Source organism: Chitinophaga sancti, assembly GCF_034087045.1.
Classification (GTDB): Bacteria; Bacteroidota; Bacteroidia; order Chitinophagales; family Chitinophagaceae; genus Chitinophaga; species Chitinophaga sancti_B.
The window spans coordinates 3,999,400-4,024,681 of record NZ_CP139247.1 but is presented as its reverse complement, the minus strand read 5'-3'; the positions used below and the strand labels follow the sequence as shown (position 1 = coordinate 4,024,681).

The following is a 25,282-nucleotide window of genomic DNA, read 5'->3' as shown; positions in this document are numbered from 1 at the left end:
TGTTAGCAGTGCGTTATCTGCCGGGAGTGTTGCAACCACTTCCGGCTTTTTTCGTACTGCCTACGCCTGTTTAATTTGTTTTTGGCACTTGAATGATCACCTGATCTGATTTAATTGTGTATGTAATACCGGTCAGGCCGGCGAGTACTTTCAGTACTTTAGTAAGCGGTTCCCTCGAGAAACTGATTTTGTAATGCCCGCCGTTCTTACCTTCTCCATTCACGATGACAGGTATATTATATTGTCGTTGCAGCTCCTGCCCTATTTCGGCCATGCTGCTGTTATTGAAATGAAAGATGTTATTACGCCATGCACCCGGCATACCGGCATCGGTGTCAGTAATGTCTGAGGTACCGGTTTCAAGGTGATAGAGGAGTGCTTTGTTCGCCGTGAGACATTCGGCCATGACCTGTTTGTTCACTTCATTGGAGACCTTTACTTTTCCGGTACTTACCCCAATTGCCCAGGTATCTTCTCCCGGCCAGGAGCGGATATTAAAGGACGTACCCAATACAGTGGTCCGGATATTTCCGGCATGGATAACAAATGGATGTACAGCATCGGTAGCAACAGTAAAAAACGCTTCACCTGTGAGGGTAATGGTACGATCTTTCATACCAAAATCACCGGGAATCACTAACGAAGTACCGGCATTCAACTGTACGACAGTACCATCGGGCAGGCGGATCGTTTTTCTGCTGCCAGCGGGTGTACTTACCAATTGATCTGCATGAAGCGGGAGCGGTTTCTTTTTAGTGATGAAAAAAGAAAGCGTGGAACCCAGCAGAATAAATACTGCGGCAGCAGCATACCAGTAAATTTTGCGCACACGTGCAGGTGGATTGATTTCCTGTAATACGTTGGAAATTATTTCATCCTTCAGGCGTGCTTTATCATTATCAGATAAAGGTGTGTCATTAAAAGAGTTGTACCATGCTTCGACCTGTGCGGCTTCGGCTGGTGTAGCTTTGCCCTGCAGGTACCTGGATAAAAGGAATTTTAGCTGTTGATTGCTCATAACATACTATACATCTCTTCAGCAAAAAAGAAGTACCGGTGAAGTATGTTAAGGAATTATGAAGAGTATAATAAGAATAATGCCGGCGATATCGTTTTGTTCTTTCAGGTAAGTGCGGAGGTAACGTAATGTGATGGAAATATTATTTTTCACGGTCTGTTCGGAGAGGGAAAGGCGCAGGGCAATTTCCCTGGTGGAGAGTTGCTGGTAGCGGCTCAGGCGATATGGCAGGCAAAGGCGGTCTGGCATGCGGTCCAGGGCTTCATTGACCTGTTGTTCCAGCTCTTTGGTTTCGAGTAGTTCGATGGCGGAAAAGGTGGTTTGCTGAGGAACGGTATCTGCAAAAAATTCTTCATTATATATTGGGGTGTGTGGACGGCTGAAGTGATCAATGATGCAGTAGCGGGCGGCGGTGAAGAGGTAGCTGCTGAGGCGACCGTTTTGGTCGGGGGTGATGGTGTCGCGTTTTTTCCAAATGGTGATGAAGATCTCCTGTAGCATGTCTTTTGTATCGTCTTCCTGCTTCAGGCGGGCGTGAATATGGGCATACAGCTCTTCCCAATACCTCTTTACCAATGCAGCAAAGGCCTGCTGATCCCCAGTTTTAATGAATGCTAGTAGTTGGCTGTCCGGATACTTTTCCATATTAGGGTACAAACATACTCACCGGATGTAAACTGAATATTAAGTTTAAAAAAGGGCCTCTGTAAAAACAGAGTGCCCCTTCATCTCAACATTCCAAAGAATTTTTAAAAGGATTGATAGCGACTGCCTGCGATAGCGGTTCCGATTGGATTACCTGCTATAGCAGCTGTCAGTTCCGGATAGGATTACCTGCAGCAGGCTATTTAGTAATGACTAATTTTTTTGTATATGTCTGCACCCCACTCACCTTCAACACATACACACCGGGCGTCAATGCTTTGTTTATATTGACACTATTCTGCCCTTTTACTCCCTGGCGCAATACTTCTTTCCCCTGCGTATCATATATTGATATTATCAATGCTTCTTCACTATCAAAGTTGAGAAGACTTACATTAAACGAGGTAGCAGCAGGATTTGGATATATTATCACCTCTTTTGTAGCTATCTTTGCAGCAGCTGCCGCTGTGGCAGGGCATGCCACACTTCCTGTAAATGCCATCTGCGTATCTGTAAACCGGGTATAAGCACTGTTTACATCAGTATTAGAGGCATCACTGGCACCTTTACCATCACAATCAGTACGGCCATTATTTGTATGTGGCACCTGCAAATACACACCTGCCGTACTACAACTTCCTATTTCCGCATCGCCACCTACGGTTACGCCTGTACCAAAGGTCACCCCCCATTCCATCGCATCGCCTTTTATAATCGCATTGTTGCTTACGGTACAATAACTTAACAACGCATTGTCCGTTACCTGCGCCGTACCGGAGTAAGTACCATACCATACATTTGCATTGCCATTAATCACCACACTACCAGATACTGCCGCACTTTCCACCCATGCAAAACCATCTATCCTGGCCGTACCGGAAATATTGCTGGTACCTAATACGATGGCATTAGGACCTACATAAGCCGTAGAAGCCACTGTTGCCGTATTTGCTACCCAACCACCACCATTGGAGTGCGCATGTCCATTTGTTTTGTAAGCAGCGCGGAAGTTACTTTGATACCCTTCGGGTACTGCATTTGCAATACGCAGTTCATAAGGATAACGTTTAATCTTTGGCCATCCCGGCTCCCAAACATAAGAAGTATGTGTAGTGGGTGCACCCATCACAACCAGGTACAATTTTGATTCATTGCTATTGAGTTGAAAACTGATCTGGCTTTCATTGGCATTATTCAGGGTACCATAGCGGGAAATAGTGCCATCTGCCAATGCGGTGACAAAGCCATACCGCCAGCCGGCAGTACTGTTCACCTCAGTATGCCCTTTGAACTTTACGGTCACCAACCCGGTGCTACAGGTAGGATACAAAGGGATGATGTTATATCCATAATCCTGTGGTGCAAAAGCATCCGGTACCACATAACGGCCGGTAGTGGCATTGATCTGTGTGAGGATCGTATTTAACCGCCATACATAATGCGGTTCACTGCTGATGAGTGCATCCCGCTGTGCACGGATAATGCCGCCAAATCCATTCACTGTATAATCGGCCGTCGGTTCTCTTTTTACATATTCAAACATAAAGTCGTTCAGCTGTGATTGGGTCCATCCTTTTAAACGACGATAGGTGATTAAGGGATGTTCATTGGCAACCGACTCTTTCCAGAGTCGATTGACCATGGAGATGCCATCAAGTTGCTGGATAGTAAATAATAAACGGAAGGCGTCATAGTGGTGACGGGTGGAGCTATAGTGAAACATCGCTGTTCCCATCCATCTGGGCATATCGTCTGATGCAAAGCGGGGATAAATCTGGGTGCGCATAAAATTGGCATGTGTTTCCCAAAAGAACCCGGCAGGTTCATAATTGACATAACCACCACCGACGGTGTTTTCCTGGATGGAGATCATGCCCTGCAGGGAATGGGCGAGTTCATGGCTGATCACCCCTCCATCGCGGGTGGCATTGGGATGTACCCACATGGCCCCGATGGTGTTGTCGTAAGTACCACCAAACGCCCAACCGGTAGGACCATTGGTACCCCAGGTGTCGTTCATAACGATAATGATCTTGTACTTCCCGAGGTTTTTAGTGGAGGTGTCAGTACAGAACTTAATCTCGGAGATGTACTTCGTGTAAATCTTTTCCAGGGTGTCGCAAATGGACTGCGGGTTAAAGGCCAGGTTCGCATCGGAATAATTAGCAGGGTCAGTGCCTACTACACTACCCCAGAAGACAATGAAGTTCGTGGATTGATAAGACCGGGTGTACGACCAGGTATTCAGAGGGGCCGTTGAGAAACCGGTAGGTATAAATACCGACTTCTGGGCGGCAGAGATGCCTGTAATGAGCAGGCACCATACTAACAGTACATGTGTTTTCATGAATTGTGTTTTTAAATTGTAACTGGGTTTTAAGGAGTTATAGCATGAGGGTTTGCTATTGATAGGTTTTTCTAAAATTAGGAGAAATGAGAAGGGCGGGCGGTACGGATATTAACCCGTTCTGGTCCTATCATAACCATATCAAAGCTTCGACGCTTCTTCGATATAACTTCGATACTAACGGTGCAGTAACAGGGCACCAAAAGGGCACTTCATTATCCTCACGATATTAAGGTGCCCTTATAATGTACTATTGGTAGCGAAGCTGTAACGAAGATTCACTATAGCTTCAGCGGGGGTTTGCCCGCATATTAACACATATTAAATAAAATTATATATACACTTTTACAAAAACAGTCCCTCCATTTCATTATATTGTAAAAATCCAGCACCAAATATTATCAATTACTTATGGGATTTTTGGACCAATATGACCTTCCTCCCAACATTTGGGACGAGATGTACGATCACCAACAGATAAGGGAGCACTATCACAAAGTCTTTACTTCGCTGGAACAATTCGATGTCAGTGCTCTTCAGCAGAAAGACCGCCTTGCTGGTGAACTCTTTATGAATCAAGGCATTACATTTACAGTGTATAGTGACGATGCCGGTATTGAACGTATTTTCCCCTTCGATATCATTCCCCGCATCATAACCGGGAAGGAATGGGACCATATAGAATTGGGCATTCAACAGCGTTTAAAGGCCCTAAATCTCTTCTTAAAAGACATTTACAACGAACAGCAGATTTTAAAAGACAAGGTCGTTCCTGCGTCTCTTATTGCCACTTGTCCGCATTATACCAGAGAGGTATTTGGGATCAAAGTTCCCCACGACATCTATGTACATATTTCCGGTATTGACCTGATCAGGGGCGAGGATGGAAAGTTCTATGTACTGGAAGACAACCTCCGCACCCCTTCCGGGGTGAGCTATATGCTGGAAAACAGGGAAGTGACCAAAAGGATCTTCCCCGAAATGCTGGCATCCAGTCATGTGCGCAGGGTGAGTAATTATCCCCTCATGCTCCATGAGATCCTTTTACAAATGGGACCGGCACAGATCTCCAACCCCCGTGTGGTATTGCTCACACCCGGTATTTACAATTCTGCTTATTATGAACATGCTTTCCTGGCCAGAATGATGGGGATTACCCTGGTAGAAGGCAGGGACCTGGTCATCGATAATCACAAGGTATATATGAAAACCACGGAAGGCCTGGAACAGGTACATGTGATCTATCGCAGGATAGACGATGAATACCTGGACCCGCTGGCGTTTAAGCCGGATAGCGCACTGGGCATTCCTGGGTTAATGAACGCTTACCGCATGGGCAATGTAGCGATTGTGAATGCCATCGGGAACGGTGTGGCCGATGACAAAGCAGTGTATGCCTATGTACCGGCCATGATCCGGTATTACCTGAATGAGGAACCAATTTTGCCCAATGTACCGACTTACGAAATGAGTGATCCGGAACAGCGCAAACATGTTTTTGAACATATAGGGCAAATGGTGATCAAGCGTACCAATCAGTCAGGTGGATATGGCATGGTGATGGGTAATAAAGTGACTCCTGAGGAATGGATTAAGGCCAAAGCCGCTATTGAAGCAGATCCACGTAGCTTTATTGCACAACCGATCATCAAACTTTCTACAGTTCCTTGTTTTATTGACGGCACTTTTCAGGCCAGACATGTAGACTTACGCCCTTATGCTTTATGTGGACCACAGGGGGTACAGATCGTACCCGGTGGACTCACAAGGGTGGCCTTGCGCAAAGACTCCCTGATTGTGAACTCTTCACAGGGCGGGGGTAGTAAAGATACATGGGTTATTGATTAAAATTATTTTCATGCTAAGTAGGATTGCGGATTCACTATTCTGGCTGGCCCGTTATATGGAAAGGGCCGAAGGTTTACTAAGAGTTACCTCTACACATTATCTCCTTTCTCTCGACAAAGATGTGAATGGTGCGCTCACCTGGCAATCGGTACTTGAGACCTTTACCACCGCTTCACCAGCGGAGATTGAAGCGACCAAAGATCAAACTGCGGATGCGTTGAAACTGTTGCTCACCAGCAACAGCAACTCCAATTCTTTGAAAGTAATCATCAGCAAGGCAAGGGAGAATGCGAGAGGTATACAGGATTATATTACCAAAGAGGTATGGGAGGAAGTGAATTCCTTTTATCACCTCATCAATCAGCCTTCACTGGATAAACGGCTATCCAGCTATGAAGCGGCAGATATGCTGGACATGTTCACAAGACATAGTGTTTTGTATACAGGCATTACAGATATCACCATGGCCCGTGGCACGGGCTGGGCTTTTATGAATCTTGGGAAATACATTGAACGGTGTTTTGAGACCATCGTGCTGACGAATAAACACTACCAGATCAATCATTACAAGATCCATGAAAGCAAGGACATCATGCAATGGCGACAATTACTCCTGTCACTTTCCGGATATGAACTACATTTGAAGACTTACCGGTCTTCTGCGGATAATCACGATGTATTGCACCAGGTATTGTTCAATGAAGACTTCCCGCATTCGGTGGTGTATTCCTTAGGACGCATTGACCGGCATTTGCAGGATGTAACAAAGCGCAACTTCTCGGAAGAAAACGCTGCATTGATGCGTTGTTTCGGACGATTGTACAGTAAGGTAAAACATACTGACCTCGAAACACTGAATAATCATACCTTACATCCTTATCTGGAAGACCTGCGGGGTGAAGTACAGTACTTTACCAGAATGCTGGGTCAACAATTTTTTTCTTACGCATAAGTGTTTGCTATATGCCTATTTTCAGAATTCATCATATTACAAGGTACGAATACGACAGACCGGTCAAAGAAAGTGTGAACGAGATCAAGATCTTCCCTTCCCAATGCCCGGGACAGGAAGTCTTGCAGCATGACCTGTCTATTACCGGGCATCCGGATGTACAGACATTTACCGATTACTTTGGGAATAAAACGGGTGGGTTTAACATACTGGCCGCACACAAGTTGCTCAAGATAGAAAGCAAATTACTGGTAAGGACTACTGCCACTTCGCAGTTACAGTTGAATTTTCATTCAGGGTTTGAGCAATTGAAAGATGAGGTGCTGGGTGATCTGCAATTGTTAGAAATGGCAAGGACCGCGTCTATCAATGCACAGGATGTGATCAACGATATTCAGCAATCGATCTTTGCCCAGGGGAAAAGCGTGGCGGCTGTAACGGAACATTGTAGTGAATATATCTTCAGGCATTTCAAATACATCAAGGGGATTACAAATATTGAAACCACGGTAGATGAAATTCTGCACCACAAAGCAGGTGTGTGCCAGGATTTTGCGCACCTGATGTTGCAGATATTGAGAAGTTGCCAGATCCCATGCAGGTATGTGAGCGGGTATATTTGTCCGAATAAGGATGGGTTAAGAGGTGAAGGCGCTACGCATGCGTGGGTAGAGGTATATATACCCGGAACAGGATGGGCGGGGATTGATCCGACCAATAATGTATGGGTGACGAACAAGCATGTAAAACTGGCTGTGGGCCGGGATTTCAGAGACTGCACACCTGTAAAGGGAACTTTTAAAGGACCTGCTAAACAGCAGCTATCTGTATTTGTAGCTGTGGGGTATGAGGATGGATATGTATTTGAAGAGTTGAACAATGTACATCTACAGGGGCAACAGGAGCATACACAGAAGGAAGAAAGCGAAGGCGCCGGCCAGCAATAAGGTCATTACATTCGCCGGCCGCCTGCCAGCTATAAAAAAAATGGCGCTTGCTAAGCAAGCGCCATTTTTTTAGTTCCAAAAAGATAATACGCAGGAATCCCCAATAACACTATCAACAATCCCGGCCAGGTATTCTCCCACTTATACACCAGCAATGACAAACAAATAATCGTCGCTGCTATAATATATAGCATTGGAATAAACGGATACCCAAATGCCTTATATGGCCTTTCAATTTCCGGCCTTGTACGCCTCAGCCTGAATATCCCCGCTATCGTAAGAATATAAAAGATCAACACCACGAAGATCACATAATCCAGCAGCTGCCCATACCGCCCACTCAAACACAATAAGGAAGCCCATATACACTGACTCCACAACGCCTTCCCCGGCACCGCATTCTTATTCAACAACCCCATTTGCTTAAAAAACAACCCATCCTTCGCCATGGTAAAACACACCCTGGCTCCTGACAATATCAACCCATTCACACACCCAAACGTAGACACCATCAGCAACACAGCAATGATCACTGTACCATTATTTCCAAAGATGCGTACGGCTGCCGCCACCCCTACCCGATCATTCTCTGCAAATGCAATTTCGCGCAAAGGCAGCACTGCTAAGTAAACCAGGTTAGTGGCAATGTAAATCATCGTGACCAGCAATGTACCAAAGAACAAACTGCGCCCGATATTCTTCTCAGGGTTTTTAATCTCCCCCGCTATAAAGGTCACATTATTCCAGCTGTCGCTACTAAACAACCCGCCGACCATACTCGCCGCGATGGCTCCCAACACTGCAAATCCGGAATAAGATACCAGCTGCGCAGGCTCCAGTTTATTAAACCCAAAACCACTCTGCCAGTTCGCATCCCACACCTGCTTATTCGCCGCAAAACAGCCAAATACGATCAGTGCCAGCAAGGCAACGATCTTTGTCAATGTAAAGATCGTTTGAATTAACTTCCCCTCTCTTACCCCCCGCGTATTCACAAAGGTGAGAAAGATGATCAGCAAAATAGACGTGACCTGAGCAGCGGATATTTTTACAAACCCCAGATCTGCCAGTATATGCGTTTCACTCAATACAGGAAACCGAAAGGCCGTGAACCTGGCAAATGCTACACCTACTGCTGCAATTGTACCCGCCTGTATGACCGTAAAAAAACTCCACCCGAACAGGAACCCTGTCAGGTCATTAAACGCTTCTTTCAGGTATACATACTGTCCGCCAGCATGAGGAAACATTGCACTGAGCTCACCATAACTCACGGCCGCCGTAATGGTGAGTACTGCTGTAATAACCCATATCAGTATCAGCCAGCCGGCCGAGCCTACATTGCGGGTGATATCGGCACTCACGAGAAAGATCCCGGAGCCGATCATGGATCCTGCTACGATCATTGTAGCATCGAGCAGGCCAAATGAACGTTTAAATGATTTTGGTTGATCTGACATAGGTGTTTTTTATCTGGTAAATTCGTTATCGACCAGTCTCCATATTCCTAACGGGTTTGATTTTTTTAATGCATCGGGCAACATGCTATCTGAAAAGTTCTGAAAGCATACAGGTCTTACCCAGCGGCGGATAGCACTGGTACCCACACTGGTAAAACGACTATCTGTCGTAGCCGGATAAGGGCCACCATGCACCATAGCAGCGCATACTTCCACGCCCGTAGGGGCATTGTTCAATATTATCCTGCCTGCTAAAGTGGCCTGCAATGCGATCAGTGATTTGTAAATAGTCGTATCCTTATCTGTACCGACCACTGTAGTGGTGAGTTGGCCTTTCAGGCTTCTCAGTACTTTTCCCAGTTCTTCTTCATCGGTACAGGATACCAGCAATGAATACGGGCCAAAGAGTTCTTCTGCCAGGTGAGGGTTTTGTAAAAACTCAGCCCCCGTGGTGCGCGCTACGGCAGGCCAGGCTTCTGTATCAGTTGGTTCGGCTGTTTGTCCCACCAGCGTAACAGCTTCCAGTGAGAGTACGCTGGCACGTCCTTTTACATAGGCCGCATGGATACCTGCGTGCAACATCTTTGCGGGTGCACTGGCAGCTATTGCACCGCCTAACATATGTGCGAAGTTGTCCAATGCATCGCTTTGTATACCGAGTAACAAACCGGGGTTGGTACAAAACTGTCCCATGCCGAGGGTAATGCTTGCAGCAAAAGTTTGTGCCAGTTGTGGTCCCTGTGTGAGCAATGCATCCGGGTAGAATACAACGGGGTTCACACTGCCCATTTCTGCGAAGACAGGGATGGGTGTTTCTCTTTGTGCAGCGTATTGTAACAATGCTTTACCACCATTGAAAGAACCGGTGAATGCCACCCCTGTAGTAGCAGGATCCATGACCAATGCCTTGCCTGTTTCATAGCCTTCGTCGGCTACATGCTGCACGGTATGCGCAGGGAGCCCTGTTTTTTCAATGGCACTGGCGATGGCCTGGTAGGCCAGTAAGGAGGTGCGTGGATGTGCGGGATGACCTTTCACCACCACGGTTGCACCGGCGGCGAGGGCACTGGCAGTATCACCACCGGCAGTAGAAAATGCAAAAGGGAAATTGCTGGCGCCGAATACGACCACTGGGCCTACAGGCAATAACATCCTGCGCAGATCGGGCCTGGCGGGGGTATTTTCTGGTCTGGCAGAATCGATGACAGCTTCTACCCAGCTACCCTCTTTGATCAGGTCAGCAAATAATTTTAACTGGTTGGTGGTGCGGGTCAGTTCTCCATTGAGGCGGGCAGCAGGCAGATTGGTTTCTTCGCCGGCTGTCTCAACCATGATTGTTCTTTGCGCTTCCAGCTCTGTAGCGATGGTTTCCAGTAATGCAGCACGTACAGCAGGGGTTACCTGTCTGTACGTTTCAAAGGCCTGTGCGGACTGCTGCATAATCTTTTGTATCTGCATGCGATGTGATTATATTGAAATGTTAATATACGGGCAACTTCGGTTTATTGGCCAGTGCGGTATTGATCACAGCGAGAATTTTTTCTCTTTCCGCTCCTTCCAATGGCAGGCGGGGTGCTCTGACAGTTTCAGAACCGAGACCTACCAGTTGCTCAGCCAGTTTAATATACTGTACTAATTTAGGGTGCAGATCTAATTCAAGCAAGGGCAGGAACCAGCGATAAATAGCGAGGGCCTCCTGGATCCTGCCAGCTTTGGTGAGGCGGTATATTGCCACCGTTTCTTCAGGGAAGGCACATACCAGTCCTCCTACCCAACCATCGGCACCCAGCATGATCTCTTCCATAGCTAACGTATCTACCCCACAAAGTATTTTGAAGCGATCGCCAAACCGATTGATCATACGGGTCACATTAGAGACGTCTCTGGTAGATTCTTTAACAGCCTGTACGTTTGGAAATGCGCTTAATTGTTCAAAGATATCCAGGGTTACTTCGATCTTATAATCAACAGGATTGTTATAGATCATGATTGGCAGGTCAGTGGATGCAGCTATGGTTTTGAAGAAAGTAGCGGTTTCTTTTTCATCGCTTTTATAGCGCATGGGTGGCAGCAGCATCAGACCTTTTGCCCCCCATTTAGCAGCAGCTTCCGCCTGTTTTACGGCATCGGCGGTAGCGCCTTCTGCAATGTTGAGAACCACTGGGATCTTTCCCTGCACCTTTTCAACTGCATATTTTGTAAGGGTTTCTTTTTCAGCGATGCTGATGGTACTGGCTTCTCCCAGTGAGCCACCGAGGATCACGCCGTCGATACCGGCTGCTAACTGTGCATCCAGATTTTTGCCAAACAGAGATAGGTCGAGTTCATCTGATGGTGTAAACTTGGTGGTAAATGCAGGAAATATTCCTTTCCATTCAATAGCCATAGACTGTTTATTTTTTTTCCAAAAATATCTACTACGATGTAAGGGGGCCGCTCTGATAGTAATCAATTATTATTAAATTTTAACCTCTTTGACTGTGGGGTAGTTGCAATGCCTGTTGTACGCACATCTCCGAATATTGCGCGGGCGGCCGCCGGGCCGTCGGGGACGGAAACACAGTACTTTTAACGGGTGTAATTTAAGTTAATCCGGATTTTATCCATCATTGCCCGGATATTAACCTGTATGGGTTTAATATTATGAAATTTGGGTTAAAATCCGTAATATTGAGTGGACGAAATTTTAATTGTGTAATTAACACTCATTTCTACCTGATAGAAGGGATCAACCAAAATATTTAGATTTTTGCTACTGAAGAAGGGCCTTTTTACTTTTTACCTGTAAAACAATTTTTGCAAGTACCAGCTTGCGGTGACTTAAAATTTCTTTACGATGAAAGTGTTACAGTTTACTATACCTGTTCCGCTGGACAAATCGATCATTGTTCAAAAAGACGTTCTGCCTTTTTTCTATCCACACTTACACAGACATCATGAGATCCAGATGAGCTGGATTCAACAGGGAGAAGGCACCCTGGTAGCGGATAATAATATGCATGCGTTCAGGCCAAATGATATATTCTGGCTGGGGGCAAATCAACCGCATATCTTTAAGAGTGAGGCGTCGTATTTTCAGCCGAAAAGCAGGAAGAAGATCGTGGCGCTGGCAATATTTTTTAATCCGAATGGAGAGCTGTCTTCGTTGTTTAACTTGCCGGAGACGAAGTTACTGAAGAACTTTATTACGCAGAGCCAGTCAGGGTTTAAGGTGCCAGATGCACATAAGGCGGAAGTGAGTAGTAAGATGATGCAGATTACGAATAGTAGTGGTACAGATCAGTTGTTGCAGTTTGTAGACCTGTTAAAGCAATTATCCGGGTATGCGGATATGACGCCGCTGGCTACGGCGCAGAAGACGCAGCTGGTGAGTGAACATGAGGGGATCAGGATAGGGAATATCTATAATTATATTATGCAGAATTATGATAAACCGATCACGCTGGAAGATGCGGCGAAGCAGGCGCATATGACACCTCAGGCTTTTTGCAGGTTCTTCAAGAAGCATACGCTGCATACGTTTGTTTCATTTTTGAATGAGGTGAGGATTAATGAGGCGTGTAAGAAGCTGACGGATGGGGCGTTTGATAATATTGCGACGGTGGCTTATACGTGTGGGTTTAATAGTATTACGAATTTCAACAGGGTGTTTAAGACGGTGACGACACAGTCGCCGAGTGATTATATGACGAGTTATTTTCAGAGTGTATGATAATGATAAACCCGCCTAAGACGGCGGGTTTGTCTTTTTGTTTTTCTATTCTTTCTGCTTCCAGCCTTAAAGGAGTCATATTCCTCGTACCTACATTTTAATATCCGGATTCGCCCCCTGCTTCCTATGCGCCGCCCATTGCTCCAATGCCTTGTCAAAAAAAGATTGTACCGTCTCTCTATTCCCATCCACATACACCTTAATCAATTTATGATCATACGTCGTCACCAGCAAGTGCGGCGTTCCCACATGTACCGAACGGTACAAAGTATCCATTGTCCGGATATTCTCATAGTATGCAAAAGCAATCTCATCTTTCGACTTGCTTCTATCATCAATATAGTAAGTAGCTACCCGCTTGCTGGAAACAAAATTGCCGGCTATTCGCTTTCTGTAGTTGGAGTAAAATTGGTAAATGGTCTCGTCCTCATCCAGTAAATGCAGATCCCTGAGGCGCTGTATCAACCGCTCGCTGATCATCTTGTCCCTTTTGCTGGGCTGACAGGCAAACAAACAACATAAAAAAATGCCCCAAACATAATATTTCATGGTAAAGGAAATTTATAGAAAAGCATGGAGGCCTGAACCGACCTCCATGCTTTTGCGCTACAATTTAATAAATTTCCTGTTTATCTTCTTTTCACCGTCTTTAAACTGTATGATATAAGTACCCGGCGTCAATCCGCTCACATCAATCTTTCCACCTTCGGAGCGCAGGGAACTGGTTTGTCCGCTGGCTACGTTCACGATGATAAAGAGACCATCGCTTGTTATTCCACTGATATTAAGGTAATTATATGCAGGGTTTGGATAGATCTTAACCACCTTCGGAGGAGCAGCGTTGTAATTGGCTACCCTGGCAGCACCGTTACCGTACACTTCCAGTTCGAAAATTGAGTAACCATAGCCCGTAGTTCTGGCGGTGCCGTAAATCTGTACGTAACGACCTGCAGCTGTTAAACCGGTGTGGTCGTTTATGAGATCATTATTGCCTGTAATGTTTTTTACGGTATGCCAGTTGCCAATGGTGTCCGCCACCTGTACGAGGTAGTCTTTGCCTTTGGCATTTTCCCAGGTGATTTTCACTTCGCTGATATTATACCTTGCTCCCAGGTCTACATAGATCGAGGAAGGATCTTCGAAGGCGCTGGACCAGCGCGTATTCAGGTCGCCATCCACTGCTGCGGAACCAGGCATGGTCACGGCGTTTTCATTGCCGGATACCACTACGTTTTTATTCAGTGCCAGGTTAGCACTGCCACCATTGCTGACGGTGATACTCACCGGAATGGAAGTAGCCGTAAGCCCCGCATTGTCAGTCGCTTTGGCGGTGATAGAGTATGTACCGGCAGGCACATTGGTCCAGGTAAAGGTATAAGGCGCATCTGCATCCTCTCCTATTTTAGTACTACCCTGGTAGAATTCTACATTCATAACTGTGCCGGTAGAATCTGTGACTGCTGCGGCTATTTCAATGTTATCACCTGCGGAGTAAGTGGCATTGTTTGCAGGTGCACTCAGGCTCACCACAGGACCTTCTACGCTACCTGCCAGTGCAAAGGTGAGATAGTTCACATTGAAGTCTGTCGCATCCAGCGATACGCGCAGTACCTTCACACCTTTGGTCAGTAAAGGTGTGGTGATGGATACTGTTTGCCATGCCTGAAAACCACCAGTGGCGGGTACAGTGATATTGCCTGAGATGTTCTGGCCATCCAGTTCTACGTGCATCGTCTTGGCAGCGCCGGGATTGGCTACGCGAACAGACAATGTGTATTGGGCAGCAGTAGTTACATCTATGGTGTATTCCAACCACTCTCCTGCTGCTACATAGCCAATGTTATAACCACCTTCGGAGCAGTTTTCAAGATCTACATCTTCGGTAGTGCGGTATTGATTACCTGCATTGCCGGTAGAGTTGTCATGGTAAGCAATGCCTTCGCCACCGAGGTCGAAGTTTTCAATTTCGATCTTGCCAGGAATAGGCGTAGGAGTAGCGAAATAAGGATTTTGCAGATTTGCACCCAGGGCATAGTTTGCTGTAAAGGTGCTATCCTTTGCAGGAACACGGATTGTCTGAGCCGCAGCACCACCATTACTCCAGGATGCGAATTCGTAGTACTTGCCGTTCAATACCTGTGGCGTAACCGCTTCCAGGGAGATCGGTGTATTGACTACGAGTGTTTTTGTAAATGGCGCAGTGTTCTGTGCACCGAGAATGAGTTTTAATCCTGCGATGTTGGAAGCCGCGGTGATGTTTACTTTATTTGGAATGATATCTATTGAATCTACACCGGTACGACCTTGTGAATCGCTCACGGTGAGCATGATGCGTAACCATACATTCGGAGAAGTTTCCCCACCATTGTCGGCCACAAAAGTACCGGCAGTCACACCATTTGGTACAGCGGGACCGGGGTGATAGTGCTGATTGTTCGCACCATCCTGGTGATAGAAACGTACTTCCCACTGATATTTACCGGCAGGTATAGTGCCGTCTTCTGCATCGGTAGCAGTAGCTGCAAAGTGAACGGTATCGCCTACATTCCAGGTGAGTGTAGAGAGTGGTGCAGTAATGTGTGGCACCGGGCGGGCATTGAATGGCAATACAGTGAGTTTTGCATTATTACTGGTATCCCTGCCTGCACTGTTGCTTACAATACAACGATAATTAGCTGAATCGGAAGCGGCTACTGCTGCGATCACAAAAGTATCTGCCGTAGCACCGGAAATGTTCACTCCATTCTTTTGCCATTGATAAGTTAATGGCAATGCACCGGAAGAGGTAACGGAGAATTCAACAGGATCGCCGGTTACAATAGCCTGGCTTTGCGGCTGGTTCACGATCACAGGTAATTGTGTCGTATCATATTCCAACCGGTACAATGATCCGTTCGTGCCGTAGTATACAAAATAAATATTACCGTCCAGCCCTACGCTGGTGCCCAGTACACTTCTGAAATTGGTAGTAGAAAAGGTCGTAGCGCCGGCCCCGGGATTGGTGGCATCTACACTTTTGAACCAGTCAGCACACCAGTCGGAGAAGTAAAAACGATTCTTGTATTCGGCAGGATACTTTGTATTCGTAGGATTGAAGAATACACCAGAGGTGATGGCACAACCCCATCCATCATGCGGATAAGCGAATACAGGTGCAATGGTTGAATCAGGTTGTTCAGGTCCTGACTGGCCCTTTCCATCCCAGCCATAGTTATAATGTTTGGTAGAATCCGGGGCAGTGACGTCGTCAATTTCTTCATAGTTACCACCTACATTGACAACGAATATTTTCCCTGATACCGGGTCCAGTGCCATTTTCCATGGGTTGCGCATACCGATGGCCCAGATGCTTCTTTGCTGGCGGGAAGCATTGGGTGTGTTGTAATAAGGATTGCCGGGAGCAGGCTGACCATCGGCTGTGAGACGCAGGATCTTTCCGCGATAGGTATCCAGTTTGGTTGCTTCGGCTGGAGAGTTACTTTCACCGATGGCGACATACAGATAATTGTCTTTGAACAGGATGGCGCCACCATTGTGAAAGCCATTGATGATAGGATCGAATTCCATGATGCGGGTCGTGTCAGTGATCTGGTTGGCGGCGTTGATCGTTACGCGGTCCAGGTAGTGCACGGTGCTGGCAGCATTGGTGTAGAAGATGTAGAACTGGCCGTTGGTGGCAAACTGCGGATGCAGTGTGATGCCTAACAGCCCCTGTTCATTGGCAGTAGTTGTCGATACAAAATGTACGGTGGAGACTGTACCGTTTTGATAGACTTTTACACTACCGCCACGTTCGGCGATAAAGATACGGCCATCAGGCGCATGGGCCAAAGCAGTCGCTTCGTTGATGTTGTTGCCCGATAACTGTTTGAGTACAAATGCCGATGGCAGTTGACCAAAGGCAGCGCTGGCATAGAGGAACACCAATATAAAAATGGTGAGTAGGTTTTTCTTCATGAATAGGATTGTTGATGAATGAATATAGGAGGATCTGTTTAAGGCATGGTATGTCTTTGTTAATGGCGATTGTAAAATAATAAAGATATCGGATAGAATGCAAAATGCCGGGAATTCCCGGCATTTACGCAGAAAAATGATGTAGATATATACTATAGTCATTACCGGTGGCATAAGGTACCAAAGGGTACTCTTCTTCGACAGGTAGTCATTGATCTCCTGTAGCGAATGTTAATTTCTATCAGGTGGCGTCACCCCCAATAAATTCTTAACAAAGAAATCCCGCTTTTTCAGTCTGCCATACGGCCCGCCATCGCTATGGCCCATACCGGGCACCACCAGCAGATCAAAGTCTTTATTCGCTTTGATCAGGGCATCTACAACCCGGTAGGTAGATTCAGGTGGTACGTTGTTGTCTGCTTCGCCAACGATGAGGAGGAGTTTGCCTTTCAGTTTGCATGCATTGGTCACATTGGATTGTGCGGCATAGTGAGGCCCCACCGGGTACCCCATCCATTGTTCATTCCACCATTGCTTATCGACCCGGTTGTCGTGGCAACCACAGGCAGATACAGCGGCTTTGTAAAATTCAGGATGGAAGAGCAACGCGCCTGCGGCATTCTGGCCACCAGCACTGGTGCCGTAGAGGCCTACGCGGGTAGTATCAACGTAAGGATATTTTGCAGCGAGGGCTTTGATCCATAAGATACGATCCGGCAAACCTGCATCAGCAAGATTTTGCCAGCATACGTCGTGAAAAGCTTTGGAGCGGTTGGCGGTACCCATACCATCGATCTGAACGACAATAAAGCCTAATTCTGCGAGGCTTTGCATTTCGCTGAACGTCATGAAGGTCTTGGGTACAAAAGCGTCCTGTGGGCCCGCGTAAATGTTTTCAATGACAGGGTACCTACGTGTACTATCGAAGTTGCGCGGACGGCAGACTACACCCCATACGTCGGTTTGGCCATCGCGGGCTTTGGCGGTGAATACTTCCGGCAGGCGGACGCCCGTGGCGAAGTAATCGTGCAGGTCTGCTGTTTCTACTTCCATAATTTGCTTACCATCTGTCGTGCGATGGAGGGTGGTAACAGGGGGTAGATCCGGCCGGGAATAGGTGTCGAGGTAGTAGGTTCTGTCAGGTGAAAAAGAAAGATTATGCTGGGCATTTTCTTTGGTGAGTGATACGAGTTGAGAGCCATCGAAATGAATGCGATAGTAGTGAATATTGTAAGGGTCTTCGCCGGGGTTCATGCCACTGGCTTTGAACCAGATCTCTCTTTTCTTTTCGTCTACACTGTCTATGTCGCGTACCACGTATGGACCTTTGGTGATTTCGTTTTTGATCGTGCCTTTGATGGCGTCAATTAAGTATAAATGATACCAGCCATCTTTTTCGGAGGACCAGATAATTTCGTTCGTCGCTTCGATATAGTGTGTGAAGATGCGGGATTCGTAGATGAAAGTATTTGTTTTTTCATCAACCAGGTCGCGGGTATTGCCATTGGCGGCATCGACCTCTATGATGCGGAAACGCTGGTGACCACGGTCTGCTTTTTCGTAGGTGAAATAGCGGGGATCATCTTTGCGCCAGCGCAGGTATGGCTTACCGAGGAAGTCGTAGAGCGGTGTGTTGACTTTAGTCGCCTTTTTACCTGAAGGATTGAAAATAAACATTTCGAAGGAGGTGAAAGGATCACCGGGTTGTGCATATTCTTCAGTATCCAGGCGGGCACGGGTCTGGTCTGGGAGAGAAGAAAGTAAATGGTGGATGGATCCTATTTTTTCAGGACGAATGCGGTAGCCAACAAAGTACTTGCTATCAGGCGACCATTGCAATGCACCGTAAGGCTGATCGATATTGCCATCAGTGGTGAGTTGTACGGAGTCAGTGGTGCCGGCTGCTTTGAGAAAAACATTGCCGTTTTGTATAGAAGTCACCCATTCTTTGTTGGGAGATGATGTATCGGAGGCTGTGTTGTCATCGTGAAGAGACCAGCGGGAGATATTACGAAAAGCTGTTTGTGCCGTGCTGACCAGCGGTGTTTTTATCTGTGTACATTGGCCATTTTTGTATTCATACCATTGCTCTTTGACAGCAAATTTCAATGACGATTTCTCTATCAGCAGATCTGTGATCGGCAAGTGTTTACTATCAGATTGCTTTAAAGCAGCAGCTATTTTTTCGTGGTCGAATGCAGGTGATTTTGTGCCTTTGACAGCATCAACTAATATAAATTCGACAGTGCTGTCTTTTAAATAGTTCTTGTACCAGAATGATTTATTATTCGCCTGCCAATGAGGTTTGACGGTGGTTTTGTAAGCTTTGCCACGAATGATGGAATCGAGATGTGCCGCAGATTGGTAAGCGGTTTTTTCTTCAGCAGCAGAAGGCTGATAAGGTGGTAAGGATTGTGCCCATGCGAATGCCGGGAATATGATAATCAGCAGGAAAATATTTTTCATAAGGATAAATTTAAGGGATGCACGGTCATATGGGTTCGCAGATTTTAGCTTTTTTTGAGCGAATGTTGCGAAAAATTTCCTTTGCTTTCAATTAATGTTGACGGCCAGCTGAAAGGATAACCGGCTTGAGAGATTGATTAATTAGCACTATCTTGGGCATTCTAAATTTTCACGAATATGAATGCTTATATACCTGCTGGTGACCGGTATGATTCCATGCAATATAACCGTTGCGGGAAAAGCGGCATCAGGCTCCCGGCTGTTTCGCTGGGCCTGTGGCACAACTTTGGTTCCATCGATACTTTTGAAAACGGCAGAAAGATTGTACGTCGTGCCTTTGACAGGGGCATTACCCATTTTGATCTGGCGAACAATTATGGTCCTGTGCCTGGTTCTGCAGAAGAGAATTTTGGGCATATCCTGAAAAAAGATTTTACTGGTCATTTGAGGGATGAACTGATCATATCTTCCAAGGCGGGTTATCATATGTGGCCGGGTCCTTACGGAGAATGGGGTTCAAGAAAATATATGTTGTCCAGCCTGGATCAGAGTTTGAAAAGATTGCAGCTGGATTATGTAGATATATTTTATTCGCACCGTCCGGATCCTGATACCCCGATCGAAGAGACCATGGGTGCACTGGATACGGCAGTCAGACAAGGGAAGGCGCTGTATGTAGGATTGTCTAATTATACAGCAGAGCAAACAACGGCGGCACTGGCAGTGTTAAGGTCACTCGGTACGCCTTGTTTGATCCATCAGCCTAGGTATTCTATGTTTGAGAGATGGGTGGAGAATGGTTTGCTGGATGTGCTGGAAAATAATGGTGTGGGATGTATTCCGTTTTCACCACTGGCACAGGGATTACTGACGGATAGATACCTGCATGGTATTCCGGAGGGATCGAGGGCGAGTAAGCCAAGCGGGTTCCTGAAAGCGGAGCAGATCACGCAGGAGAAACTGGATAAGATCACTAAGCTGAATGAGATAGCGCAGCGGAGAGGTCAGTCTCTGGCACAGATGGCGCTGTCATGGTTGCTGAAAGACAGGAGGATTACGACGGTGTTGATTGGAGCGAGTTCTGTAGAGCAGTTGGATAATAACCTGGGGGCGCTGGGGAATTTGAGGTATACGGTGGAGGAGTTGGAGGAGATAGAAGGGATTTTAAAATAATAGGAAATTTGAGGAGTTGGAATAGAGATAGAAGGTATACTGAAATAATAGGAAATGGAGGTTGCAGCGTGAAAGCAATTTCGAAATTACATAAAAAAGGCTCCCTTGGTAACCCGGGGAGCCTTTAATTATTTACAGAAAAAATAAGCTTACAAATAAAAATGGAAACTATCACCTCTCAGCCCCACTCTCATCGCCTCAAGAGAAATCACTTCATTGGATGATATATTGCCGAGATTGGCATTACAACCTACCAAACGCAGGAAATACAATTGCTGATCCTTACGTGGCGCTTCCCAAATGATTTTCTCCCCGGGGATCTTTGTGAGAATCTCCTGTACCAACCCTTCTCTCACCTCACCTGAGTCACGATACAGCCCTACCGTACCCTGCTCTCTTGCTTCTGCAATTACATATGCAGCACCAGCATCCATCTCAGCTTTCATCAACTCAATCCACTTATAAGGAGGCGTGATGTGCTCACGGTCTTTATCTTTGGAACCTACTTCACTTAATACAGTGCCTAGTTTTGCCAGTTTTTCTATATACCCGCATTTTTCAGCGTGTGGGATATCGAGTGATCCGTCGGATACTTCAAAATATTTGATACCATATTCTTTGGCTACGTTCAGGTAGTCATCAAACTGGTTGCGGATGATAAATGCTTCGAGGAGTAAGCCTCCGAAATAGACGGGTACATTGAAGGAATGGAACAGGTCTATTTTCTCCTTCAGGTTTGGCGTTACGTAGGCCGTACCGAAGGCGAGCTTTACCATGTCTACATGTGGTGATGCAACGGATAAGAAGTCTTTTGTGTCTTGCAGGCTCAGTCCTTTGTCGGTTACCATTGTGATGCCATTAGAACGGGGCCGTTGCGTACGTTCGGGCATCTTATCCAGGTTGAAGTTCATTTTCCTAATTTTTTATCTTCCGGGGCAAAGGTATTTAAAAAATCAGGACATGTGAGGGAAAGTTTTGATGGATGGATGTTGACGTTGGATGCACCTTGCTTCAGGCGTTGTCTGGCTATTTCAGGTGTTGGGTAGCACCTTGCGTCAGGCGTTGTCTGGCTGTGTCTTGCTTTTGAAAGAGCCTTCGGTTATATTTAGGTTATAGTGATTGTAACTGTTTCTTTAATAATTCTATCTGGCCGGTATGGTACATGTCATGTAGGGCTACGCCATTGATCAGGTATTTGATATCATAGTCCCTGCCGCCTACCGGTGTGTCCAGGTCTTCGGGGCTAAGGTCATCGAGCGCGTCCAGCAGGTCTTCGTGTACGTTTTCCTGTGCTTCGAGAAGCTGTTGCCAGCCAGCGGCCGGGTTTGCTGCGAGATCATTGACATTGAGCGAATCTTCCTGATCGACGTCGTAAGTGATATTGCCCTGTAACTTTTGTATGACGAATTGTTTCCAGTGAGTCATGTGTTTTACGATAGCGGCGATTGAATTACGGTGGCCAGGGGGTTGTTGGAACGCCAGTTCGGGGGTTACACCATCAATGGCACTGCAAAAACTGACCCCTACCCAGTTGTCTCCATCATAGATCTCGGCATATTGCTGATGGATGTCGAGGTTGAGTGATTTCATAATTTGAGGTTGATATTGTAAAATACGGAGTATGAAGGGATTTCCCTAATAATGGTGTAACATTTAATATAAAAAATACGCTTTGCCTGCGGCAAAGCGTATTTCAATAAAAAAGAGTGGAACTCATTATGCCCCTGCCACTGCCGCAGGCGCCTCCGACGGCAAGGCATCCCCTACCATAGGCCCGTTTGCCGCCAGTTCGCTTCCTTCTTTCTTAGATTTGAATATCGGCCACAGAAACTGGGCATACCACTCTTCCTGTTTATAATGTTTGATCCCATACCCGGTAGGATATTGACGGGTTATTATCCCGGTACCAAATACCAGGTCCCAGATAAAGAACATATTCCCAAAATTCCCTTTATAATACCCAACCCCATCATCTGAAGTATCCGCATGATGCGCATGGTGGGTGGCAGGTGTGGAAATTACCCTTTCCATCACCCAACCTATTGGCTTCAGCCATTTGATGGTATAAAACGGTTTGTCCCATTTTATACTGGAATGCGCTCCTGTTGTAATCAGCGCTTTCACCCCTGTTACAAACAATACAGGATATCCTAACCCCAGGTACACCAGCGTTGTAGTCAAATAGATCTGTGAAAAGAAAATGGTATAGATCACATTCTGCCTGCTCGCCATGGCCATACCCATGTAAGGCGCGGAATGGTGTGTACGGTGAAATCGCCATAACCATGGCAACTGGTGATGCAACCGATGATACCAGTACTGTGTAAGATCATCCGCTACTGCTATGATGGCGAATCCCCACCAGGAAGGTACCCATGCAAATGCATTCTTCGCATCCGGCAGAAAACGGGGGAATAATAACAGACCGACGTAAGCCACGAAAGGTCTTACAATGATCTTTGGTATAATAAAGCAGACAATATCCAGCACCTTTTCATTCTTCGTCCAGTGATTTTCATAGAGTCCATAAGCAAATTCGATCACACCAATGAGCAGCATGATGACAGGTAGTCCCCAGCCATTGAGATTCCGAAAAATGGTTTCGATATGTACAAGCATGTGAATGAGTTTTTATTATTTGTTAATAGTTGTTGCCGGTTTATCTTTCCATGGCCGCTGACCTGAAATCTTAAAAGACAATAACATCAGCAAGACCGGCAATGCATAAATAAAGACACTGATAATGACATCTCTCAATATGCGTTTCTGCGTTACTACTGGCGTTTTCATATCCTTTGTTTTTTTTTAGTTAGACAATAAATACCTGACCAGCCATAATAACAGACCGATCACCCCCAGTGGAATGAGGAAAATGATGATCCCCACTAAGATCTTCCTGATGAGTAATAGTATATCCTGTACTACCATGACTTATCGTTTTACTTTTTTTGCATTAATTAACTTTCCTGTAAAAACATCTTCCCAGTCTATGAGCGGATAGATGTTGTATTTCTTCGCATCTTCCTCAAATTGTTTCTTCAACTCAGCCAGTTTTTCCGGGTACTTTTTAGCCAGGTTATTTTGCTCGTTGAAATCTTCATTCAGATTATAGAGTTCCCATTCATCTTTGTCAAAATCCTTCTGTACATCGTGCTTTGTATCAGCATACTCATTCAGATCAATGTAATCAGGATGATGTGCCGCTGCGGCTTTCCAGCCATCTTTGTACACGGCACGGTTGCCAAAGATGTAATAGTATTGTTCAGTATGACGGGATGGTGCTTTGGCATTGTCAAAGGAGTAAGCCAGTGACGTACCCTGTAAGGTATCCTGTTTGATGCCTTTGATCGCTGCAGGAAATGGCACGCCAGTGACCTCGAGTGTGGTAGGCAGAATGTCCGTTACGTAACCGTATTGGGTACGCAGCGCTCCTTTGTCTGTGATCTTTTTTGGATAGAATACAATGAGGGGATTGCGGGTGCCACCTTCTGCAAATGCATCCTGTTTCCAGAATTTGAAAGGTGTATTGGTCGCCTGTGCCCAGCCTAAAGGATAATTCGCGTCTGACTCAGGAGTGCCAATGAGTGCGATATTCTCTTCGTTGTATTTAGTGAGTTCTGCACGGGTGAGGTTCTTATTACCACGCGGTGTTTGTTTGCCGGAAACGACACCTTCGTCTGTACCTTCTTTGCTGGCGCCGTTATCACCAATTACTACATAGATGAGCGTATTGTCGAGCTGATTGATACTCTTTAAATAGTTGATCACACGACCTACCTGGTAATCGGTGTAGGTAAGGTATGCAGCATAGACTTCGAAGAAGCGTGCATAGAGTTTTTGTTCATCTGGTCTCAGGCTGTTCCATGCCTTGATACGCGCATTGCGGGCAGGCAGGGTGGCATTTACAGGAATGATGCCCAGCTTCTTCTGGTTGGCAAATACCTTTTGGCGGTATACATCCCAACCTTCGTCAAACTGTCCTTTGTACTTATCACGCCAGTCAGCAGGTACCTGGTGTGGGGCGTGTGTAGCCGCAGGTGCATAGTAAAGAAAGAAAGGTTTACCCGGCGCTGCCTTTTGCTGACGTGCGATATAACTAATAGCTTTATCAGTGAGCTGTTCACTGAAATGACGGCCATCGGGTTGGATATTTACATTGTCTTCTGCCAGTGCAGGTTTATATTGATCTGTTTGTGAGCCAAGGAAACCAAAGAAATGTTCAAAGCCTTTGCCGGAAGGCCAGTAGTCGAAAGGACCGGCATTGGAAGTATCTTCATCAGGTGTGACCCCATACTTACCAACCGCAAAGGTATTGTAGCCTGCATTCTTCAACACTTCGGCAATGGTACCGGAAGAGCTGGGAATACGACCATCCCAGCCGGGGAAACCCGCTGATGAAAAGTAGTGGGCAAAACCACCCATGTGTACAAAGTGCTGGTTTCTGCCCGTGAGCAATGCAGCACGGGTAGGTGCGCAAATGGCAGCTGTATGAAAATTTGTATAGCGAAGACCGTTAGCCGCCAGACTATCAAAAACAGGCGTGCGGATTAAACCACCAAAAGCACTGCTGGCACCAAATCCCACATCATCTAACAATACGAGCAATACGTTGGGCGCACCTTGTGGTGGGTGCACAGGTTCAGGCCACCACTCTTTGGATTCGGCGAGGGTGCGGCCGACAGTGCCCTGATAAGTTTGAGCCGTCGCAGCGAGCGAAGAGAGTATTACAGCAGCGGCTAAAAATTGTTTTTTCATTG

Annotated in this window: 20 protein-coding genes; 5 read left to right on the top strand and 15 right to left on the bottom strand. The window is 46.2% G+C overall.

Annotation, left to right across the window (positions count from 1 at the left end; translation table 11 throughout):
• Positions 1-70 precede the first annotated feature (70 nt).
• The 3 genes from SIO70_RS16605 to SIO70_RS16595 all read right to left on the bottom strand — a co-directional run bounded on the left by SIO70_RS16605 (position 71) and on the right by SIO70_RS16595 (position 4,010).
• Complete coding sequence (locus tag SIO70_RS16605; protein WP_320581975.1) at positions 71-1,018, bottom strand: FecR family protein; 948 nt, start codon at positions 1,016-1,018, stop codon at positions 71-73.
• Positions 1,019-1,066: 48 nt separating this feature from the next.
• A complete protein-coding gene (locus SIO70_RS16600) occupies positions 1,067-1,663 on the bottom strand; it encodes an RNA polymerase sigma factor (RefSeq protein WP_320581974.1) in 597 nt (198 codons plus the stop codon).
• Between the two features lie 199 nt (positions 1,664-1,862).
• Positions 1,863-4,010 carry a DUF6055 domain-containing protein gene (locus SIO70_RS16595; RefSeq protein ID WP_320581973.1) on the bottom strand — a complete coding sequence of 716 codons (2,148 nt, stop codon included), beginning with the start codon at positions 4,008-4,010 and terminating at the stop codon, positions 1,863-1,865.
• A 411-nt stretch (positions 4,011-4,421) separates the two neighbouring features.
• On the opposite strand from SIO70_RS16595, the gene SIO70_RS16590 reads away from it, so the two are divergent.
• The 3 genes from SIO70_RS16590 to SIO70_RS16580 are packed head-to-tail and all read left to right on the top strand — an operon-like array spanning position 4,422 to position 7,757.
• On the top strand, positions 4,422-5,858 hold the full coding sequence (locus SIO70_RS16590) for a circularly permuted type 2 ATP-grasp protein (protein ID WP_320581972.1): 1,437 nt from the start codon (positions 4,422-4,424) through the stop codon (positions 5,856-5,858).
• Positions 5,859-5,868: 10 nt separating this feature from the next.
• Positions 5,869-6,810 (top strand): alpha-E domain-containing protein, encoded by a 942-nt coding sequence (locus SIO70_RS16585; protein WP_320581971.1) that lies wholly within the window; start codon positions 5,869-5,871, stop codon positions 6,808-6,810.
• An 11-nt stretch (positions 6,811-6,821) separates the two neighbouring features.
• Complete coding sequence (locus tag SIO70_RS16580) at positions 6,822-7,757, top strand: transglutaminase family protein (RefSeq protein ID WP_320581970.1); 936 nt, start codon at positions 6,822-6,824, stop codon at positions 7,755-7,757.
• Between the two features lie 50 nt (positions 7,758-7,807).
• Here SIO70_RS16580 and SIO70_RS16575 read toward each other — a convergent pair whose 3' ends face one another.
• Genes SIO70_RS16575 through SIO70_RS16565 form a run of 3 tightly spaced genes read right to left on the bottom strand, consistent with a single transcriptional unit; the run spans position 7,808 to position 11,603 of the window.
• Complete coding sequence (locus SIO70_RS16575) at positions 7,808-9,217, bottom strand: APC family permease (protein ID WP_320581969.1); 1,410 nt, start codon at positions 9,215-9,217, stop codon at positions 7,808-7,810.
• A gap of 9 nt (positions 9,218-9,226) precedes the next feature.
• Positions 9,227-10,675: an aldehyde dehydrogenase (NADP(+)) gene (locus SIO70_RS16570; protein ID WP_320581968.1), complete on the bottom strand. Its 1,449-nt coding sequence runs from the start codon at positions 10,673-10,675 to the stop codon at positions 9,227-9,229.
• Positions 10,676-10,697: 22 nt separating this feature from the next.
• Positions 10,698-11,603, bottom strand: coding sequence for a dihydrodipicolinate synthase family protein (locus SIO70_RS16565; protein ID WP_320581967.1), 906 nt, complete (start codon positions 11,601-11,603; stop codon positions 10,698-10,700).
• 450 nt (positions 11,604-12,053) lie between these two features.
• Here SIO70_RS16565 and SIO70_RS16560 point away from each other — a divergent pair, with 450 nt between their 5' ends.
• On the top strand, positions 12,054-12,929 hold the full coding sequence (locus SIO70_RS16560; RefSeq protein ID WP_320581966.1) for an AraC family transcriptional regulator: 876 nt from the start codon (positions 12,054-12,056) through the stop codon (positions 12,927-12,929).
• A 90-nt stretch (positions 12,930-13,019) separates the two neighbouring features.
• On the opposite strand, the gene SIO70_RS16555 is transcribed toward SIO70_RS16560, so the two are convergent.
• From SIO70_RS16555 to SIO70_RS16545, 3 genes are all read right to left on the bottom strand, one after another.
• Complete coding sequence (locus tag SIO70_RS16555; RefSeq protein WP_320581965.1) at positions 13,020-13,478, bottom strand: hypothetical protein; 459 nt, start codon at positions 13,476-13,478, stop codon at positions 13,020-13,022.
• Between the two features lie 57 nt (positions 13,479-13,535).
• The gene (locus SIO70_RS16550; RefSeq protein WP_320581964.1) at positions 13,536-16,886 is read right to left on the bottom strand and encodes a PQQ-dependent sugar dehydrogenase; all 3,351 of its coding nucleotides are present in this window, start codon (positions 16,884-16,886) and stop codon (positions 13,536-13,538) included.
• 231 nt (positions 16,887-17,117) lie between these two features.
• Positions 17,118-19,352, bottom strand: a complete 2,235-nt coding sequence (locus SIO70_RS16545) for a S9 family peptidase (RefSeq protein WP_320581963.1) — start codon at positions 19,350-19,352, stop codon at positions 17,118-17,120.
• 177 nt (positions 19,353-19,529) lie between these two features.
• On the opposite strand from SIO70_RS16545, the gene mgrA reads away from it, so the two are divergent.
• Entirely contained in the window at positions 19,530-20,525 is a 996-nt protein-coding gene (mgrA, locus tag SIO70_RS16540) for an L-glyceraldehyde 3-phosphate reductase (protein ID WP_320581962.1), read from the top strand.
• 149 nt (positions 20,526-20,674) lie between these two features.
• On the opposite strand, the gene SIO70_RS16535 is transcribed toward mgrA, so the two are convergent.
• The 6 genes from SIO70_RS16535 to SIO70_RS16510 form a co-directional block, all read right to left on the bottom strand.
• On the bottom strand, positions 20,675-21,436 hold the full coding sequence (locus SIO70_RS16535; RefSeq protein WP_320581961.1) for a phosphosulfolactate synthase: 762 nt from the start codon (positions 21,434-21,436) through the stop codon (positions 20,675-20,677).
• A gap of 199 nt (positions 21,437-21,635) precedes the next feature.
• Positions 21,636-22,115: a DinB family protein gene (locus SIO70_RS16530; RefSeq protein WP_320581960.1), complete on the bottom strand. Its 480-nt coding sequence runs from the start codon at positions 22,113-22,115 to the stop codon at positions 21,636-21,638.
• A gap of 126 nt (positions 22,116-22,241) precedes the next feature.
• Positions 22,242-23,144, bottom strand: coding sequence for a sterol desaturase family protein (locus SIO70_RS16525; protein WP_320581959.1), 903 nt, complete (start codon positions 23,142-23,144; stop codon positions 22,242-22,244).
• Positions 23,145-23,159: 15 nt separating this feature from the next.
• Positions 23,160-23,315, bottom strand: coding sequence for a hypothetical protein (locus SIO70_RS16520; protein WP_320581958.1), 156 nt, complete (start codon positions 23,313-23,315; stop codon positions 23,160-23,162).
• Between the two features lie 15 nt (positions 23,316-23,330).
• The gene (locus SIO70_RS16515) at positions 23,331-23,453 is read right to left on the bottom strand and encodes a hypothetical protein (RefSeq protein WP_320581957.1); all 123 of its coding nucleotides are present in this window, start codon (positions 23,451-23,453) and stop codon (positions 23,331-23,333) included.
• Positions 23,454-23,456: 3 nt separating this feature from the next.
• A complete protein-coding gene (locus tag SIO70_RS16510; RefSeq protein ID WP_320581956.1) occupies positions 23,457-25,280 on the bottom strand; it encodes a sulfatase-like hydrolase/transferase in 1,824 nt (607 codons plus the stop codon).
• Positions 25,281-25,282: the final 2 nt, after the last annotated feature.